Origin of the sequence: Siphonobacter sp. BAB-5385 (assembly GCF_002261125.1) — a bacterium.
Lineage (GTDB): Bacteria > Bacteroidota > Bacteroidia > Cytophagales > Spirosomataceae > Siphonobacter.
On record NZ_NMPS01000083.1, the window covers coordinates 26,933 to 43,011 of the forward strand.

At 50.9% G+C, this 16,079-nt stretch carries 13 protein-coding genes; 4 read left to right on the forward strand and 9 right to left on the reverse strand.

Annotated elements, in window-relative coordinates; genetic code table 11:
• Positions 1 to 19: 19 nt before the first annotated feature.
• The 3 genes from BWI93_RS08060 to BWI93_RS08070 form a co-directional block, all read right to left on the reverse strand.
• Positions 20 to 850, reverse strand: a complete 831-nt coding sequence (locus BWI93_RS08060; protein ID WP_094810032.1) for an NAD(P)-dependent oxidoreductase — start codon at positions 848 to 850, stop codon at positions 20 to 22.
• A 72-nt stretch (positions 851 to 922) separates the two neighbouring features.
• Positions 923 to 1,810, reverse strand: a complete 888-nt coding sequence (locus BWI93_RS08065; RefSeq protein WP_094810034.1) for a helix-turn-helix domain-containing protein — start codon at positions 1,808 to 1,810, stop codon at positions 923 to 925.
• A gap of 130 nt (positions 1,811 to 1,940) precedes the next feature.
• Positions 1,941 to 2,720 carry an AraC family transcriptional regulator gene (locus tag BWI93_RS08070; RefSeq protein WP_255157773.1) on the reverse strand — a complete coding sequence of 260 codons (780 nt, stop codon included), beginning with the start codon at positions 2,718 to 2,720 and terminating at the stop codon, positions 1,941 to 1,943.
• Positions 2,721 to 3,013: 293 nt separating this feature from the next.
• Between BWI93_RS08070 and BWI93_RS08075 the strand changes: the two genes are divergently transcribed.
• Positions 3,014 to 5,554, forward strand: a complete 2,541-nt coding sequence (locus BWI93_RS08075) for a sigma 54-interacting transcriptional regulator (RefSeq protein WP_094810038.1) — start codon at positions 3,014 to 3,016, stop codon at positions 5,552 to 5,554.
• Here the strand turns inward: BWI93_RS08075 and BWI93_RS08080 are convergent.
• From BWI93_RS08080 to BWI93_RS08100, 5 genes are all read right to left on the reverse strand, one after another.
• Entirely contained in the window at positions 5,551 to 7,887 is a 2,337-nt protein-coding gene (locus tag BWI93_RS08080) for a sensor histidine kinase (protein WP_094810040.1), read from the reverse strand. The two genes, BWI93_RS08075 and BWI93_RS08080, sit on opposite strands and share 4 nt — an antisense overlap.
• Before the next feature lie 374 nt (positions 7,888 to 8,261).
• Entirely contained in the window at positions 8,262 to 9,263 is a 1,002-nt protein-coding gene (locus tag BWI93_RS08085) for a type I glyceraldehyde-3-phosphate dehydrogenase (RefSeq protein ID WP_094810042.1), read from the reverse strand.
• 74 nt (positions 9,264 to 9,337) lie between these two features.
• The gene (locus tag BWI93_RS08090; protein ID WP_094810058.1) at positions 9,338 to 10,279 is read right to left on the reverse strand and encodes a ring-cleaving dioxygenase; all 942 of its coding nucleotides are present in this window, start codon (positions 10,277 to 10,279) and stop codon (positions 9,338 to 9,340) included.
• A 101-nt stretch (positions 10,280 to 10,380) separates the two neighbouring features.
• Complete coding sequence (locus BWI93_RS08095) at positions 10,381 to 11,160, reverse strand: alpha/beta fold hydrolase (protein ID WP_094810044.1); 780 nt, start codon at positions 11,158 to 11,160, stop codon at positions 10,381 to 10,383.
• A gap of 23 nt (positions 11,161 to 11,183) precedes the next feature.
• Entirely contained in the window at positions 11,184 to 12,182 is a 999-nt protein-coding gene (locus tag BWI93_RS08100) for an alpha/beta hydrolase (protein WP_094810046.1), read from the reverse strand.
• Between the two features lie 389 nt (positions 12,183 to 12,571).
• Between BWI93_RS08100 and BWI93_RS08105 the strand changes: the two genes are divergently transcribed.
• The 3 genes from BWI93_RS08105 (at position 12,572) to BWI93_RS08115 (ending at position 14,945) form a co-directional block, all read left to right on the forward strand.
• Positions 12,572 to 13,435: a helix-turn-helix transcriptional regulator gene (locus BWI93_RS08105; RefSeq protein ID WP_094810048.1), complete on the forward strand. Its 864-nt coding sequence runs from the start codon at positions 12,572 to 12,574 to the stop codon at positions 13,433 to 13,435.
• A 77-nt stretch (positions 13,436 to 13,512) separates the two neighbouring features.
• Positions 13,513 to 14,328 (forward strand): inositol monophosphatase, encoded by an 816-nt coding sequence (locus BWI93_RS08110; protein WP_094810050.1) that lies wholly within the window; start codon positions 13,513 to 13,515, stop codon positions 14,326 to 14,328.
• Positions 14,325 to 14,945 (forward strand): NAD(P)-dependent oxidoreductase, encoded by a 621-nt coding sequence (locus tag BWI93_RS08115; protein ID WP_094810052.1) that lies wholly within the window; start codon positions 14,325 to 14,327, stop codon positions 14,943 to 14,945. The genes BWI93_RS08110 and BWI93_RS08115 overlap by 4 nt, the downstream gene beginning before the upstream one ends.
• Positions 14,946 to 15,022: 77 nt before the next feature.
• Here the strand turns inward: BWI93_RS08115 and gldJ are convergent.
• Positions 15,023 to 16,079, reverse strand: a 1,057-nt coding sequence (gldJ, locus tag BWI93_RS08120; protein WP_094810054.1) for a gliding motility lipoprotein GldJ, incomplete at its 5' end; no start/stop codon positions are given.

The following is a 16,079-nucleotide window of genomic DNA, read 5'->3' on the forward strand; positions in this document are numbered from 1 at the left end:
TTAACGCTTTAGACCTGCCTTACAGTAACTTTTCCTGCACGGCCTGATAGACCGTTCTGACGACGGGATGAAAACCCAGACTACGGGCCAGTGAAGCATCCGCATGCAGGTACCAGGGATTGGGAAGCGGCTCCGCGGAGTCCTCCAGTGTCTCCCCTACCAACTTGACCAGTTCGTAAATGGAAACGGGACCCTCATCGGCAATATTGACTATGCGGCCATCGAAAGCCCCGGCCAGTCCCAGGTGCATAGCCGTAGCGATGTCGCGGTGGTGAACGGTACTCATTCGCATGGCGGAATGCCATTTTCTAGCCCGCAAAAGCTGGGGCAGCGTTTCCAGATGACCATCGCCATCGCCATACACGAACGGAAATCGCAGAATCAACCAGTTCAGACCGCTTTCCTGTACTTCCTTTTCGGCGGCAACTTTGCTCGCGGGGTACGGATGCTCCGGATGAACAGGATCGTCCTCGCGACCGGGATGCGAATTGTCGGCATCGTAGACGTGCGTGGTACTGGCAAAAATAAATCGGGCGTTGGGAGCGTGGATTTTAGCGGCAGCGATCACGTTTCGCGTACCTTCGAGGTTACTTTTCCAGATCAAATCCAGGTCTGGTGTACGGAAGACGGCGGCTAGGTGGATGATGGCCTCCACCCCCTGTACGGCCTGAGCAAGCGAGGCCTCGTCAAACAAATCGCCCTCCATAATCGACACGCCGGTCGGTACGTCTTTGCCCGCACGTACCAGTGCCCGACAATCCCAACCCGCTTCCATGAGACGGGGGAGCAGACGTGCTCCCACCAGACCGGTTACACCCGTTAACAGTATTTTTCCGAATGGCTTGTTCATTTACGTATGAGTTAAATACGGAACAAAATTCAGGTGTGTACGCTTAGCGGAGCCGGACGAAAACCGACAGGTTCAGGACAAATCCTGAAAAAACGCGGCAACCGTTTTCCCGGTTTCCTTTTTGAATACGCGGGAAAAGTAATCCGGGTCGTTGAAGCCCAGTTCAAAGGCCAGTTCTTTCACGGACGAGCGTTCCCCGTAGTACAGCCGACGTCTGGCTTCCAGAATAAGACGGTTGGTAATGAATTCCTTGGGCGATCGACCGGAATAGTGTTTGACAATCTGGCACAGGCTGTCGGTACTCACGGCCAGTTCCTCGGCAATCGCTTTGATACTCGGATGATCGATCAGGTTGTTTTCAACAAATACTTTAAAGCCAATGAATTTTGCGAGTCGGTCATCCGTCGGTTTCTTGTCCGCTGCAAAATAGGCTGTATTCAACTCCGTAAGCAGGCTATTTAGATGAGCCAGAATCAATTCAGGTTCCGTGTCCGGGCTGCGTAATAGCGTCTGGAGCATTTCGAAAATGGACTGTACCCGACCAGCAGCAGCGGGTGAAAATCGGATTTTCTGCTGGTTCAGTGGATTCAGTAAGAACGGATAAGGCTTCGGTAGTTGGGCCAGGCAGGCTTCATCAAAGCCCAGTTTATAATAATCCTTCGCGTGAATATGAATGGGAAGCTGCTGAATCTGGTGGGGTAAGCAGAACAGCATCTCGTGTTTTCCAACGTCGATCGTATCCAGATCCACGCCGTACCGGCTTGACCCCTCTAGTACAAAAATAAAAAAGTAGTAGGGTAAGCGATGTGTAAGACCGTATTGATCCGCGACCTCCGGCGATAGATGACCAAAATCCGGCGAAACGATTCGGATCGGTAGCTGATCGTTTTGGCTGAAGCCTCCGGTAATGAATGGATCGTAGGCATACCTGCTGTTTATAAAAGTGATACGGTTAAACATACACGCTTCCCTGCGAAAAGACAAACCTGGAACAGAAGTACTATTAGTCTGTCCAACCAGGAACGACGGTAGACTACTCCAAAGTTCAACTGCTACAGAAACGTTCTTCAGGAAGAAAAAATGCGTCTGGTTAAGACACCGCTAAACTCCGGCGATAGTCCGTGGGGGTGTACTGGTAATGTCGTTTGAAAAGTTTATTTAAATGGCAAACATCGGAGAAACCGAATTCATCCGCGATTTGAGAAATGGTCAGGGTACTCAGACTTAACCGAGTGGCTACCCGATTGAGCTTATATTGAATGATGTATTGCTGAATGGACTCGCCCACCTGTTGCTTAAATAGGGCCGCCAGGTGACTGGCAGAATAGTTGAATACTTCCGCCATGTTTTCCATTCGCAACAACTGAGGTTCTGTAATGTGCTGACCGATGTACGTCAATACGCGTTGGATAAACGCCGAAGGGCTTACCAACCGGGCAGATTCGCTAACCGAATGTTGAGCAAGATACCGATCTAATAAACTCAAAATGGTTTTCATCAGCGATTCAACGACCGAATTAGCCGGTACGCCGTGCAGTCGTTGTTCCGCCAGAATAATTTCTACTAAGGCCCGCAGACTTCGTTGTTCACTGGAATTACTGATGAGCGTACCCGATAACGGTACGCTATACTCGACGACGTGTGGCCATCCCTGACCCGCTGTCGGCATCAGACTGGCTACGTAAGGTATGGAGAACAACAGACTATAAAAGCAGGTCTTTTGAGAAATTTTGAAACTGTATCTATCCGAGGGTCCCAGAAAAAATACATCCCCAGCCTGGTACCTAGACTGATTTCCATTCACCTGATAGGAGCCACTACCGGCCTGAATCAGCACAATTTCGTATGAGGGATCTCTATTACCTGACATAGGCCAATGGTTGGCTTCAAATTGCTGGGCAAGAAGAGACTCGTTAGAAAGGAAGCGTTTCATAGTCCTGGATTTTAAAGGTAGAGCATCAGCTAGTGATACGCTTACCAACACAATGCCAAGGGTCATGAATAGGGCCTTGCAAAACACTATTCTCTGATAATCATCAATTTAACATTCACACACTGCTAAGACTCACCTCCAACAGAATAGAGCCTCCAATATATTGGAGCTTCGTTTGTGCGTAAATCGCCTCTTGTATCTTTACTCCGTATTAAATTGACGAAACGGCTATGGCTTACTACGGTGAACTGAACCGACTCCCTTCCCTACTGGTGGTGGAGGACGAGTTTCTGATTGCCCACGATCTTCGACGGATACTAACTAACGCGGGGTATGATGTATTAGGTTTGGTGGCATCGGTACAGGAAGCCAAGGAACGCATGGCCCAGCGAATACCGGATATTGTCTTACTGGACATTTTACTCATTGGGCCAGAAACGGGTATTGATCTGGCCGAATGGCTGAAAGAACAGGCCATACCCTTCGTTTTCCTATCAGCTAATCTTAGCAACGAGCTGCTCGAAGCGGCCAAACGCACGCAGCCCTTCGGCTTTCTGACCAAGCCGTTTCGCGAAAAAGACGTACTGACCACGCTGGAACTAGCCCGCTATCGTCACGCTCACAGCGAAGAAGCCAAGCTCCGGCAACAACAGGCCATTCAGATTGCCGTCAACAATGCTATTGTTACCATTCAGGATCGGGATCAGCTGTGTCTGGCCATTGCCCAGCAGATTAATCAGCTCGTCCCCTTTTCCTTTCTTAACCTGCGGATTGGCTTACCGGATGAGTCCTCTTTTTACTGGCTGATGCTGGAAAAAACGTCAGAAAATACGTTTGTACGGATCAATCCAACCGCTCTGTTGCCCAGCCAAACGGATGGACAAATGCTGGACAAACTGGATCGGGAAGCTCCGGATCGACTGGGTGAACAAAGCGGAATCTTTGTCGGTGAAGACTTTCAGCAACTCTGTGAGCATTACATCACCGCCCGCTCCTGCCGGGATCATTTTCAGGTACAATCGCTGATGCTCTTTCCCATTGAGCTCAAGCGTAATTCCAGAACTACGATCATAGTATCCAGTACCTCCCTGGAGGGATTCACGCCGAAAGAGTACCAGGCCGTTAGTCTGATTACGCCCCAGATTGCCCTGGCTCTGGATAATTTACTGGCTTACGAAGAATTAGAAGCTCGCCGCCAACTGAAAGCCATCGAACTAACGATTGTCAATGCCTTTCGAAATGGTAGTGATGTACGATCGGTTTTGGCCCAGGTGGCGGGTAGTATCAATGAACGAATGCCCGTGGATCTGGTCGCTCTGTACCGGGTTGGTCCAGCTCCGGAAACGGTTTCCGTGACGAGTATGGCTCAGAAAGAAGCCGGCGTTTTTGTGACTGTAACCGAGCAGGAACTCGGACAACGGCACGGCCTGCAGCCCGCCGACTGGCAACAGTCTTTGTCCGATATGCCCTACTGGCTTATGAAACCCACCCTTTGCGTCGGCAGCCAGTTTACGGATGGCCCATCCGGTAATGCCGTGAGTGATCTCTACCAGAAACTGGGTTTGCCTTCGGTCATGTACGTGCCCATTTTTATCAAAGATCAGGCCATGGCCTCGCTGGTACTGGCCAGTCGGGCCCCCTATGCCTTCACCTACAAAGACCTCAGCACCTTACAGGATATTAGCGTTCAGATGGGAATGGCCCTGGAAAACCTGCTGGCTTTTGAACGCATCAAAACCCTGAGTGAGCAGCTCGAACTCGAAAAAACCTACCTCACCGAAGAGATCAAGACCAGCCATAATTTCGAGGAGATTATTGGTTCCAGCTCTGCCTTACAAGCCGTATTCACCAATATCAGCCAGGTAGCCCGAACCGACGCAACGGTACTGATTCTAGGTGAAACCGGAACGGGTAAAGAACTGGTAGCCCGAGCCATCCACAACCGATCTACGCGGCAAGGCCGAACGGTTGTTAAAGTCAATTGTGCCGCCTTACCGGCCCAACTCATCGAATCGGAGTTGTTCGGGCACGAGCGGGGAAGCTTTACCGGGGCCACTGAAAAACGGATTGGTAAGTTTGAATTAGCCAATGGCGGTACCCTATTTCTCGATGAAATTGGGGAGCTTCCGCTCGAATTGCAGGCGAAACTACTACGGGCCATTCAGGAACGAGAAATTGAGCGGCTGGGGGGTAAAGGTCCGATCAAGATCGACACCCGAATCATTGCCGCCACCAATCGAAACTTACAGCAGGAAGTAGCCCAGGGACGATTTCGCTCCGATTTATACTATCGTCTGGCTGTATTCCCCATTGTCGTCCCCCCGCTCCGTGAGCGACCTGAGGATATTCGCCCCTTATCCATGCATTTTCTCCGGCGTCTCAGTAAGAAATTAGGCAAACCGCTGACGAGCATCGCCAATACTTCCCTGCAACAACTGCTTACCTACGACTGGCCGGGGAATATCCGTGAACTGGAACACGTCCTGGAACGAGCCGCCATCTTATCTCCTACCGCTACGCTGGAGCTGGCGGAACCTTTACGAACGAGTCCGTTATCGGGCGTACCGGTTTTTTCCAGCCCTTCGGCAGAGCAGGTACAGCCCATTGAAAAAACCATGCGGACGGCTATTCTGGCGGCTTTGGCTAAATCAGGCAATCGCATTCGGGGGAACGGTGGTGCGGCAGAACTACTGAATTTGAAACCTACCACGCTCGAAGCCCGGATGAAGAAATTAAACATCAGCGGGTATACTAAACCGACCAACAGCTAAAGCGGCCTATCCAGTACAACCTGCCTTTCTTTGGCTCGGTCCGCTTTGGGTGTACCGCCAAATTCTAAACAAATCTCCACCCCACTCGCTTGATTAATCACCAGATCGGCTCCAATTTGTCGACTCAGGCCCCGAATCATGGTGAGTCCCAGCGTGGAAACATCTTCAAGATTTAGCTCCTGGGGAAAGCCTACCCCATCATCGCAAATCCTCAGGCGGTACTGATGTGGTTGTACCAGCTGTAGTTGTATTCCAATTAATCCCGGACGATTGTGGGGAAAAGCGTATTTAAGTGAGTTGGTCACGCCTTCGTTAATGATCAGCCCAATGGGAATGGCCTGGGCAACATCCATTTGGATTCCCGACACATCCAGTTTGGTTCGGATGCTTTCCGTTTGCGGGAAGGATTCCATCAGGTAATCAACGATTTCATGGATAAACTCGGCCATGTTTACCAAAGCCAGATGTTCTGACTGATATAGTTTCTGGTGCATCAAAGCCATGGCATGTACCCGGTTCTGGCTATCCTTGATGGCCGTGCGGGCGTTAGAATCCTGTAGAAAATTCAACTGAGTATTGAGCATACTGGAAATAATCTGCAGGTTGTTTTTTACCCGGTGATGGATTTCTTTGAGCATCCATTCCTTTTCTTCCAGCAGATTTTCCTTCTCCAGTAGAATTTGCTCGAGCGAATCATTTTTACGATTGATTTCGAGCTGCTTCGTTTGTAAAAGCTGATTACTCCGCTGCTTAAGCCGGTACTGCTGGTAACTAACGCCTAATAATCCAGCCAGGAGAACGGCCCCAACGATAATGCCGTTGCGGGTTGTTCGTTCGTGGCTAAGCTCAATTTGCTGGAGTCGGCTTTGCTCGCGAAGCAAGGCGATGTCCTGCTCTTGCTTTCGGGTATCGTATTTGATTTGCAAACTGGCGATCTGCTTACTTTTCTTTTCATTAAACAGCGAATCACTTAACGCTTTGTGCAGCCGGAAATGTTGAATGGCCGACACGTAATTCCCCCGGGCCGAATCCACTTTGAATAACAGCAGGTGAATATCTTTGATGGTGGAACGGGCGTTTTTCTGCGGAGAAAAACTCAGGGCTTTACGAAGATGAAATTCGGCTTTTGCGAAGTCTTTTTGCTTCAAATAAAAAGTCCCAATGTCCTGCTCGGCCTTTTGAGAAGCCTCAAAATCCAGCTTATTCTTTTCGTACCAAGCGAGGGCTTCTTTGTAGTAGTGTTCGGCTATGGGATACTGATGCAAGGCATCGTAACAATAGGCTAAATTTTGAGCCACGCAGGCTTTTTGGATATAGGTATTGGTGGGAATTTCCTGAATCAGTTTATTCAGTAACTGAAGAGCTTCCTTCGGTTTATGTTGGGCAATCAGGTCTTTGGTAATAAAACCGGCGGTGTTAAACATGGCAAAGTTGGCTAACTTTTCCTGTCGCCACTTCGCCAGTGATTTTTTGTACCATTCCAAGGCTTTCGGATGGTTGCCCGTCTCCTCATAAATACGCCCCAAGTCACTGTAATAGGCGGCGGCAGAAGCCGTATCGCCCGTTTGGTGCATATTTTCAATGCCAAGAAGAGCATAGCGTAAGCCCTTTTCATAATCGCCCTTCAGGATACCTACACTGGATAAGGAATTATAGGTGTAATGGAGCTTTGGGTATTTAATGGCTTTGTAGCGATGTAATGCCTGGTTCAAACCCGCCTCCGCACTGTCCAGATCCCCCTGGTACAAATAGGTATCAGCAATTTCTTTCAGGGCACTGATTTCCTTTTCAGGACTAGGTAAAGACCGATACATGGCGGCCGCCTGACGAAAATTAGCAAAAACCGGTTGATAATCCTCACTGCTATTCCGCAACCAAACGGCCCACCTGAAGCGGGTATTGGCCTCCCCCAGCCGATCGCCGGTTCGCTGACAATCACGGATCAACCGCATCAATCGAGCTTGTCCATTTTGGGTATTTCTTTCTTCCAGATCTGCTACTACCAGCATACTTTCTGCATCATGGTACCAGCTTAACAAGTGCAGGGAGTCACTTAATTTTTTAGCCCGATTCAGATACGTTCGTCCACTATCTAAATCAATTTTAGCCTCCCCCGGCTTATAGATATGAAACTTGCCCAGTTCCATCAACACATGCACCCGGTTTTCGTCCGCTTTACTGTGGCGTAACTGAAGCAACAACTGATTGACCATGGGTCGGTTGATGTTCTGCCCAATCGCCGATAGGCTGAACAAAATCAGACCCAAGACAAGAACTGAACGCGTAGGTTTTCCCGTACTGATTCGCTGAATGGTTTGCCAATGGTTATGCATTCGATGAAGCGGCAGTAGCACTGCTCGTTAGAAGTGGCCACAAACAAAAATAGCTCACAATAAAGATACGAGCTTCCACGCCAATTAGGTTAGGGATTAGCCAGGGCTTATGGTTCTTGATCTAAAAGCTTAGGGGTTCCTTCCGGGTCTCTTATACGTGATTTGGAAAGAGAACGAACCACACCTAGCGACAAGCCTTGACCTTACCATAGTAGACACCTACTTACTAACTGAACCGCTTGATGTACAACCTTAATATTCGCACCTATAATCCGACGCATCGCGAGTCTGGGAAGGCCCTGCAAAGAAGTATTAACCGCTTTTTTGCAGGGCCTTCCCAGCTACTAATGATCAAGCCCTTTCAAGGATCTTTTTTAAATTCGTTCCCGTAGAAAAGCCGCGACCTCGGCTAAACGATTGGAAAAGCCCCACTCGTTATCGTACCAGGCGGCTACGGACAATAATTTGCCTTCTTTGGCCGTCAGGGGTAAATCGACGATGGACGAATGCGGGTCGGCGACGATACGGGAAGACGCCCACTGATCTTCCAGGACGTCCATTACGCCTTGCAAGGGCCCATCAGTGGCCGCTTTACGAAACGCATCATTGACTTCCGCTACTGTACAATCCTTTTCAGTAATGAGATTCAGTTCGGCAATACTCCCCGTGCGGGTAGGAACGCGGTACGCCTTACCCGTGATCTGAAGGTCTTTCCAGATAAACTGAAGAGCCCGGGCGGCCCCGGACGACGAGGGTATAATATTCTCCGCTGCCGCCCAGGAATCCCGGCGATCTTTCATGGGCTGGTCGGTCAGTGATTGGGAGTTGGTATACGAGTGAACCGTTGAGAAGAGTCCGTATTGGATGCCAAAGTTTTCCAGGATCACTTTGACCACGGCGGCCAGAGCATTGGTTGTACAGCTCCCCATGCTAATGATCCGGTGATTTGCCGCATCGAACGTATCCAGATTGATCCCTTTTAGCAGTACTGCATCACAATCGGCCAGCGTTTTACTGGGAGCACTCACCAGTACATACTTCGCTCCCCGCTCCAGATGAACCTGGGCTCCGGCCCGCGTTGTAGCCCGGCCCGTACAGTCTACCACCAGATCCACGCCCAGGGCGGACCAGTCCGGTACTTCCTTCGCGGAATTGTAGTAGGGAATGTTCCGGTCGCCGATGGTAAGTAGACCTTCACTGCCCGAAACGGGTTCCGGCCACCGCCCGTAATTGGTATCAACGGCAAACAAAGCGGCCAGGGTTGATTCATCGCGAATGTCCGCAATAGCGGTGGGCACAAACCACTGGTGCTGTAGAGCGATTCGTAGGAATTGCCGGCCAATTCGGCCAAATCCATAAAGTCCAATCGTTTTCATAAGAAGGTAAGAATACGGTTGATTGACAAACTATTTACCAAATCCGGAGCGGTAGGTGGAACATCTAAACTCGTTTAGTTTGTATCCAGCGGCGGTAGCCCTTTTTCTATTTTTGCCCGTGAGCCTTCGTATGGTTGGGGCAGTTTCAGCTGGCTTCCTAATTCCGTCAATGGCTCGTCAACGGTGAAACCGGGATTATCCGTTGCAATTTCAAACAGGACGCCTCCGGGTTCGCGGAAGTACAGGGAGAAGAAATAATCCCGGTTGATTTTGGAGGTGATTTGTAAGCCACTCTCCAGGATTTTCTCCCTGAATTCCATTTGAATCGCTTCATTAGCGACCCGGAAGGCTACGTGATGATTGGTTCCGGCGGCGTTGCGTCCGAGTATACCTTCCGGTTCTTCCAGCAAATCCACAATCGACGCAGTGGATACGGCATCGGTCTGAAATCGGTATCGATTCCCTTCCTGGGCAACCTGACGATACCCCAATACGTCGGTCAGGATTTTGGCCGTAGCCGCTATGTTTTGCAGGGTGAGCGTTACACTATGGAAACCTTGCGTTGCCATATTCCGCTTTACCTCTGCCGTTTCCCAGACTGCCGGATTCTCCGCTTGATTCGTAGCTAACAGGGTAAGGGCTAGACCATCAGGATCTGAAAATGGCAATATGGTTTCGTTAAAACGTTCGGTCCGTTCCCCCATGGATACATCCAGCTTCCGAAAACGCTCGGCCCATTGATCCAGACTACCTTTTGGAACGGAATATCCGATTTCCGTAGCCATCCCAATGCCGTTTCGACCCGGTCCGATTCCTTCCCAGGGAAAAAAAGTCAGAAGGGTACCGGGCGTACCCTTTTCATCGCCGTAATAAAAATGATAGGTCGTCGGGTCATCAAAATTGACCGTTTTTTTGACCATGCGTAAGCCCAAAACCTGGGTATAGAAATCATAGTTGCGTTTTGCACTATTGGCAATGGCCGTAATGTGATGCAGACCTAAAATGGAGCTATTCATAAGGTAAGAGGTAAACAGAGAAGTCGGCAAGGCTTCTCTGGCATAAAAAAATAAATAAAACGCAGCGGGTGTAGCCATCGACCCCCGCTGCGTTCTAGTCCTTATTTGTTTTTGACTTTGCTGGCCGCTTCAATAATAACCGACGCAATTTTTTCCGGTTGAGCCAGCATCGCGACGTGACTCGTAGACACTTCCACCGTAGTAGCCTTGAGCTTCTTCGCCAGCGTCCGTTCGAGATCAGGGTTGATCATCCGGTCGTTAGCCGCCACCACGTACCAGGAGGGCTTCGTTTTCCAGGCCGCTTTCGAAATTTTCTCCTTCAGGGCGGCAAACGCCTGCGGTCCCTGCGTGGCCAGAATCAGTTTTCGCTCGGATTCGGGTAGATCCTGGGCAAAATCTTCGAAAATACCCTTCGGTGACATGCTGACAAAGCCGTATTTATCAGGGCGAATTTCATCATTGCCAGGAGTGGCCGGAGCCGTTTGAACCAGCTCCAGAAAGGATTGCCCTTCATCGGGAGCGGCCGCGGCTACGTAGACGAGTCCGGCCACCTGCTCGTGGTTACCCGCCTCGGTAATGACAACGCCGCCCCAGGAATGACCCACCAGCAGTACCGGACCATCCTGAAGCTCAATAGCCCGTTTGGTCGCGGCTACGTCTTCGCTCAGGGAGGTCAGTGGATTTTGTACCGCCCGAACGTGTAAACCCCTGGCTTCCAGAAGCGGAATCACTTTTGACCAGCTGGAGCCATCCGCCCAGGTACCGTGCACCAGTACGACATTTTTAACGCCAGTGGCCCCTGATTGAGCCATTGATTCTTCCGTTGCGGTCATGAGTAGAGTGGTTAGTACGCCGAATACGACGCGTTTGAGAGTTCCCATGCGTAGAAGAGGAATGGGTTGGATTAACGCAGGTATTTTTTGAGTTCAGCCGCCGCGTGCAAAAAGAGCGAGCGTACCGGAGGGAGATCGGCTAAGCCGTTGAGCAAGCCGAAATCGTGAATCATTCCGTTGTACCGGATGGTCGTGACGCTGACGCCCGCTTCGTCCAGTTTTCGTCCGTAGGCTTCTCCTTCATCGCGTAGAATATCGTTTTCGGCGATTTGAATCAGGGCCGGTGGCAATCCCTGGAGTTGTTCGACGGTAGCCTGTAAGGGAGAAGCGTACATCTGTTTGCGTTCCGCCGGATCGGTGGTGTACTGATCGTACAGCCACTTCATCAGCGGGGTAGTCAGGAAACGGTCCTCTCCAAAGAGTTTATACGAATCGGTTTCAAAATCCGCATCGACAATGGGCCAGAACAGTACCTGACATTTAATATCCGGACCGCCGTTTTCTTTGGCTTTCAGGCAGGTTACGGCAGTCATATTACCACCGACGCTATTGCCTACCACCGCCAGCTTGGTGGCGTCTACGTTGATTTCATCGCCGTGTTCAGCCACCCATTTGGTAGCGGCGTAGATTTCATTGGTGGCCTGGGGGTACTGAGCTTCCGGACTCGGCGTATAGTTGACGAAGACAGCTACAAATCCGGACGCCACCACTAAATCGCGTACCAACCGCTTGTGCGTGGGGAAATCGCCCAGTACCCAGCCGCCTCCATGAATATAGATGAATACGGGCAGTTTTTCCGCTACTCCCGCGGGCCGTACGATGTTGAGCTTAATGGTGTAGCCATCCGCCGTGATCATCCGTTCCGATTCGTCGATTCCCGATAGGTCCACGGGTACGGAAGCCTGGGCGTCGATCAGCACTTGCCGGGCCTTTTGAGGTGACAGGGTTTCCAGCGGTGGCCCTCCGGCTGAATTCAGGATTTTCAAAAAGGCTTTTACCCCCTGCGACAAATGAGGATCCTGAGCGTAGGGAACGGGTTTGAGTTCCTCAAGCGTAGTTGCACTGTTCATACGATTCGATGGATTTAGGTGATAAATCAAGTAGGCGGCCCAGCGTAGTACGGGTGTTAGGTACTGCGAATGGATAAGACAAACCTACGGCCTGAATAGCCCTTGGAAACGGTAAGAATCGACGGTAATGCGGTACTTTGACAGGGTTTTCACGGCCAGCAGACCCGAATGCTGGCAAGAGATAGTACGAATGCCTTGTGAGCGTTCGAAAAGGAATTTTCTTTTACCTCAGGAGCTTCCCCAAAACTTTTCGTCATTGAATAGGAGTACCCTTAAATCGGACTTCTTTGTTTTAACCCCCTGAGCGGGAAAAGGAATACTTGATGCAATGGAAGCACTGATCGATTAAAAGGATAAGTACCTTTGAATCCAGACCAGGCGACTCTCCCTTGAAAAAACAATCGTCCCCCTTCTTACAATTTGAACTCTCGCCGGATGCTCAGGCGGGGATCTGGGTGAATCGCCTGGACCCCGTTTCGACGACTACCGCTCATGGGGTCACGCAGGCTCATCAGGATGATCATTACCTGTTTGTACTGGTTACCCGGGGGCAGTACCTCGTTACTCTTGATTTTGAGGATTTATCCCTTGCCGCTCCGGCTTTTCTGTTGGTGTTTCCGGGTCAGGTTCATTACCTGCGGGAAGCGTACCAGGCCCAGGGCTGGGCCATTGAATTTGATGCTTCCCTGGTTGACCCTTCGTTCTCTTTTCTACTGGAACAATTCCTCCCCCGCCCGCTCGTACTCGACGAAGGGTCCGACTTTTACCATAGATCCCTGACGCTGATTCAGCTCATGAACGACCTGCAGTCGGATGCGACTCTGGAGTCCTCCAATCGATCGGTACACTATCTGCTGGCTGCTTTACTAAGTCTGCTGACGAGTCAGGTAAGTACAATAAGCCATACGGATAAGCCGCCCGAAAACCGGGGCTCGCAAATCGAGCAAGCCTTTCGGGTCTTACTCCAGCGTCACTTCAAAACCTGGAAACAACCCGCTCAGTACGCGGCGGAACTGGCTATTACCGTAGCTCATTTAAACGATACGGTCAAGGGCCTTACGGGGTATTCGGTCTCCTCGCACATTCAGCAACGATCTATGCTGGAAGCCAAACGCCTGCTGTACACGACTTCCCTCAGTGTCAAAGAAATCAGCTATCAGGTCGGCTACGAAGAACCCGTTTATTTTGGCAAGCTCTTTCGGAAGACAACGGGACTTACTCCGCTGGCCTTTCGGAAGCAATTCCGCGATTAGGACTAGTTTTGCCTTTTTTCCTACTACCTACCTCCCTGCAAAAAAGGCGTGTTTTGCATCACACAATCAACGATGTCATGCAAAGCGAACTCAACGTACCCGTTATACTGAACGCAATCCAGAAAGCTGGAAATGCTTTCAAAACAGATTTCCGGACGATTCCGATTCCACAAACGAATGATGCCTTCTGGCAGGAACTGAATCGCATTGACCAGCAGTGTTTAACGATTCTCAAAGAGGCCCTGACTACCCATTTCCCAGCGATTCCCTGGCACGAAGAAGAGTTTAGTTACGACCTACAAAATCAACCGCTGGCGATCGATGAATACTGGCAGTGCGACACCATGGATGGGGCCATTCAGTACTTGCAGCACATCGACGGCTGGACCATCAATCTGGTATTGATCCGCCAGGGTCAGCCCTACTTTGCGGCTATCTACGATCCAATGCATGATGAGTTGTTCTGGGCTGAACAGGGTAAAGGTGCCTTTCTGAACGGCTCCCCGATCAAACCCAGTCAGAAAACGGATTTACAACTCATGCTGGCCGTTTTTGAATACCCGCAGGGGTCCGCCACCCAACCCGTCTTAAACCAGAAAACCGGTCAGGCCGTAACGGATTTGCTTACGCACGTGGGCGTGCTGCGTAACTATGGTCCCCACGCTCTGCAACTGGCCTACGTGGGAGCCGGACGCATTGATCTTTTTTACGAAGAAGGTTTCGATACGTACAACTGGTTACCGGGCCTGCTCATTGCTCAGGAAGCCGGAGCCGATGTTCGGACGACGGACGGACGTCAATGGCACTGGGGCGAAGGCAGTTTGCTGGTAACCGCTCCCGGCGTTGCCGACCAGTATCTACAAGCCCAGTCAAAAACTCACGAACGCGTATGAAAATTGCAATTATTGGTGCTTCGTCGGGAATCGGGTTGCTGACTACGCAACAGGCCCTTCGTAAAGGGCATACCGTAACGGCCCTGGCTCGTAGCGAAATTCCCCTACCCGATCATCCCCTGTTAACCAAGATTCAGGGCAATGCTACCGCTCCGCAGGACTTACAGAAAGCGGTTCAGCAGGCCGAAGCCATTCTAATCACCATTGGTACAAAAAAGAAAAACGCGGGTACGCTATTCACGGATACGGCTCGGGCTTTGCTAAGCCTGCCAGACTCTATCAAAGTACCGATTTTGTGGGTTACGGGCTTTGGGGCGGGTACCAGCAAACCTTACCTGAGCTGGTGGATGAAGCTGGTAATCCATTTTTTTCTCCGGAACGAATACGAGGATAAAGGACAAGCAGAACAACACTTGCAGCAAAGCTCCCTGTCCTGGGAGATCGTCCGACCCGGCATGCTCACCAATCAGGATCTGAACCCCTCTTATCGCTTCTATCCACAGCTGGAAGCAGGCATGCGGGTCGGCCCCATTTCCCGAGCCAGTGTAGCGGATTTTTTGATTAAAGAGGCTGAAAATCCCCAATTCCTGCACCACGCCGTAGCGTTAAGCAACTGACGTACACTAAATGACCCGATGGACTTGCTAAAGTCGCCGGGTCATTCGTGGTATCGTTTATATCCGGTGCACAGACGTTAATGCTTCTTTCCTACCGCAATCATCGAGCAGCGAAAACCAATCGTAGCCGTCGAAGAATCCTGGTCCAGATAACGACGCGTACCCGGAGCAAGCCAATAGGCGATGTCCGCCCAGGAACCACCCTTGTACACCCGCGAGCGATTCGAAATGAGCGAATTGAAATCTTCTGTATCGTAGTTTTTTGCCTGGTCCAGATACCCATCGCGACGAACAGGATTCAGATCGCTAAACACCTGGAACGAGGTCGGACGGTACACATCCCATACCCATTCGTTAACGTTGCCCGCCATGTTGTACAGACCAAAATCGTTGGGGGGATACGAGTACACTTCATCCGTAATGATGGCCCCGTCGTTGCTTCTCCCGGCAATACCCGCGTAATCGCCGCGACCGCGTTTATAGTTCGCCAGCATCGTACCTTTATTCCGGCCTGAGCTTTTTCGCAGGGAGGAGCCATCCCAGGGATAAACCCGCTGGTGAGTTTGGTTCTCATCCACGTACTGCGTTCCGATCAGGGCTTTGGCCGCGTACTCCCACTCGGCTTCCGTGGGCAGGCGATAATTGGGCAAAACGTAACCCGTTTCGATGGCCGCTCGCCCGCCCGAATACTGCTGAGCGGTAGCTTCGGCCAACGCCTCGGCTCCTTTCTTTCCTTTTTTACCACCACCAGTTGCCTTACGGGCCAGATCGTTGTTGACGGCTCCCGTACGCCAGGCCGAATAATCCTGAGCTTGCACCCACGATACGCCTACGACGGGATACATCCGGAAGCCGGGGTACCGCAGGTATTGCTCTACGTACGTATCGTTGAAGGCCATTTCGCTGGCCCAAACCGTGGTATCCGGCAGAGCGGCTTCGTAAAATTCCTGCGAAGAATCCCGCTGAATCGCGTAGAGGTATTCCAGGTAGTGCACGTTAGCGATTTCGGTTTCATCCATGAAGAACGACTGTACCGTTACAGTCCGATCCACATTGTTGTGAACCCCCGCGACATCTTCTTCCAGCGAACCCATCACAAAGCGACCGCCTTCGATATACACCAGGTTCGGTCCG

Excerpts from the sequence above, each read along its gene's own strand:
- BWI93_RS08060 (WP_094810032.1), bottom strand. The coding sequence starts at position 850 with ATGAACAAGCCATTCGGAAAAATACTGTTAACGGGTGTAACCGGTCTG.
- BWI93_RS08065 (WP_094810034.1), bottom strand. The coding sequence starts at position 1,810 with ATGTTTAACCGTATCACTTTTATAAACAGCAGGTATGCCTACGATCCA.
- BWI93_RS08070 (WP_255157773.1), bottom strand. The coding sequence starts at position 2,720 with ATGTCAGGTAATAGAGATCCCTCATACGAAATTGTGCTGATTCAGGCC.
- BWI93_RS08075 (WP_094810038.1), top strand. The coding sequence starts at position 3,014 with ATGGCTTACTACGGTGAACTGAACCGACTCCCTTCCCTACTGGTGGTG.
- BWI93_RS08080 (WP_094810040.1), bottom strand. The coding sequence starts at position 7,887 with ATGCATAACCATTGGCAAACCATTCAGCGAATCAGTACGGGAAAACCT.
- BWI93_RS08085 (WP_094810042.1), bottom strand. The coding sequence starts at position 9,263 with ATGAAAACGATTGGACTTTATGGATTTGGCCGAATTGGCCGGCAATTC.
- BWI93_RS08090 (WP_094810058.1), bottom strand. The coding sequence starts at position 10,279 with ATGAATAGCTCCATTTTAGGTCTGCATCACATTACGGCCATTGCCAAT.
- BWI93_RS08095 (WP_094810044.1), bottom strand. The coding sequence starts at position 11,160 with ATGGGAACTCTCAAACGCGTCGTATTCGGCGTACTAACCACTCTACTC.
- BWI93_RS08100 (WP_094810046.1), bottom strand. The coding sequence starts at position 12,182 with ATGAACAGTGCAACTACGCTTGAGGAACTCAAACCCGTTCCCTACGCT.
- BWI93_RS08110 (WP_094810050.1), top strand. The coding sequence starts at position 13,513 with ATGCAAAGCGAACTCAACGTACCCGTTATACTGAACGCAATCCAGAAA.
- BWI93_RS08115 (WP_094810052.1), top strand. The coding sequence starts at position 14,325 with ATGAAAATTGCAATTATTGGTGCTTCGTCGGGAATCGGGTTGCTGACT.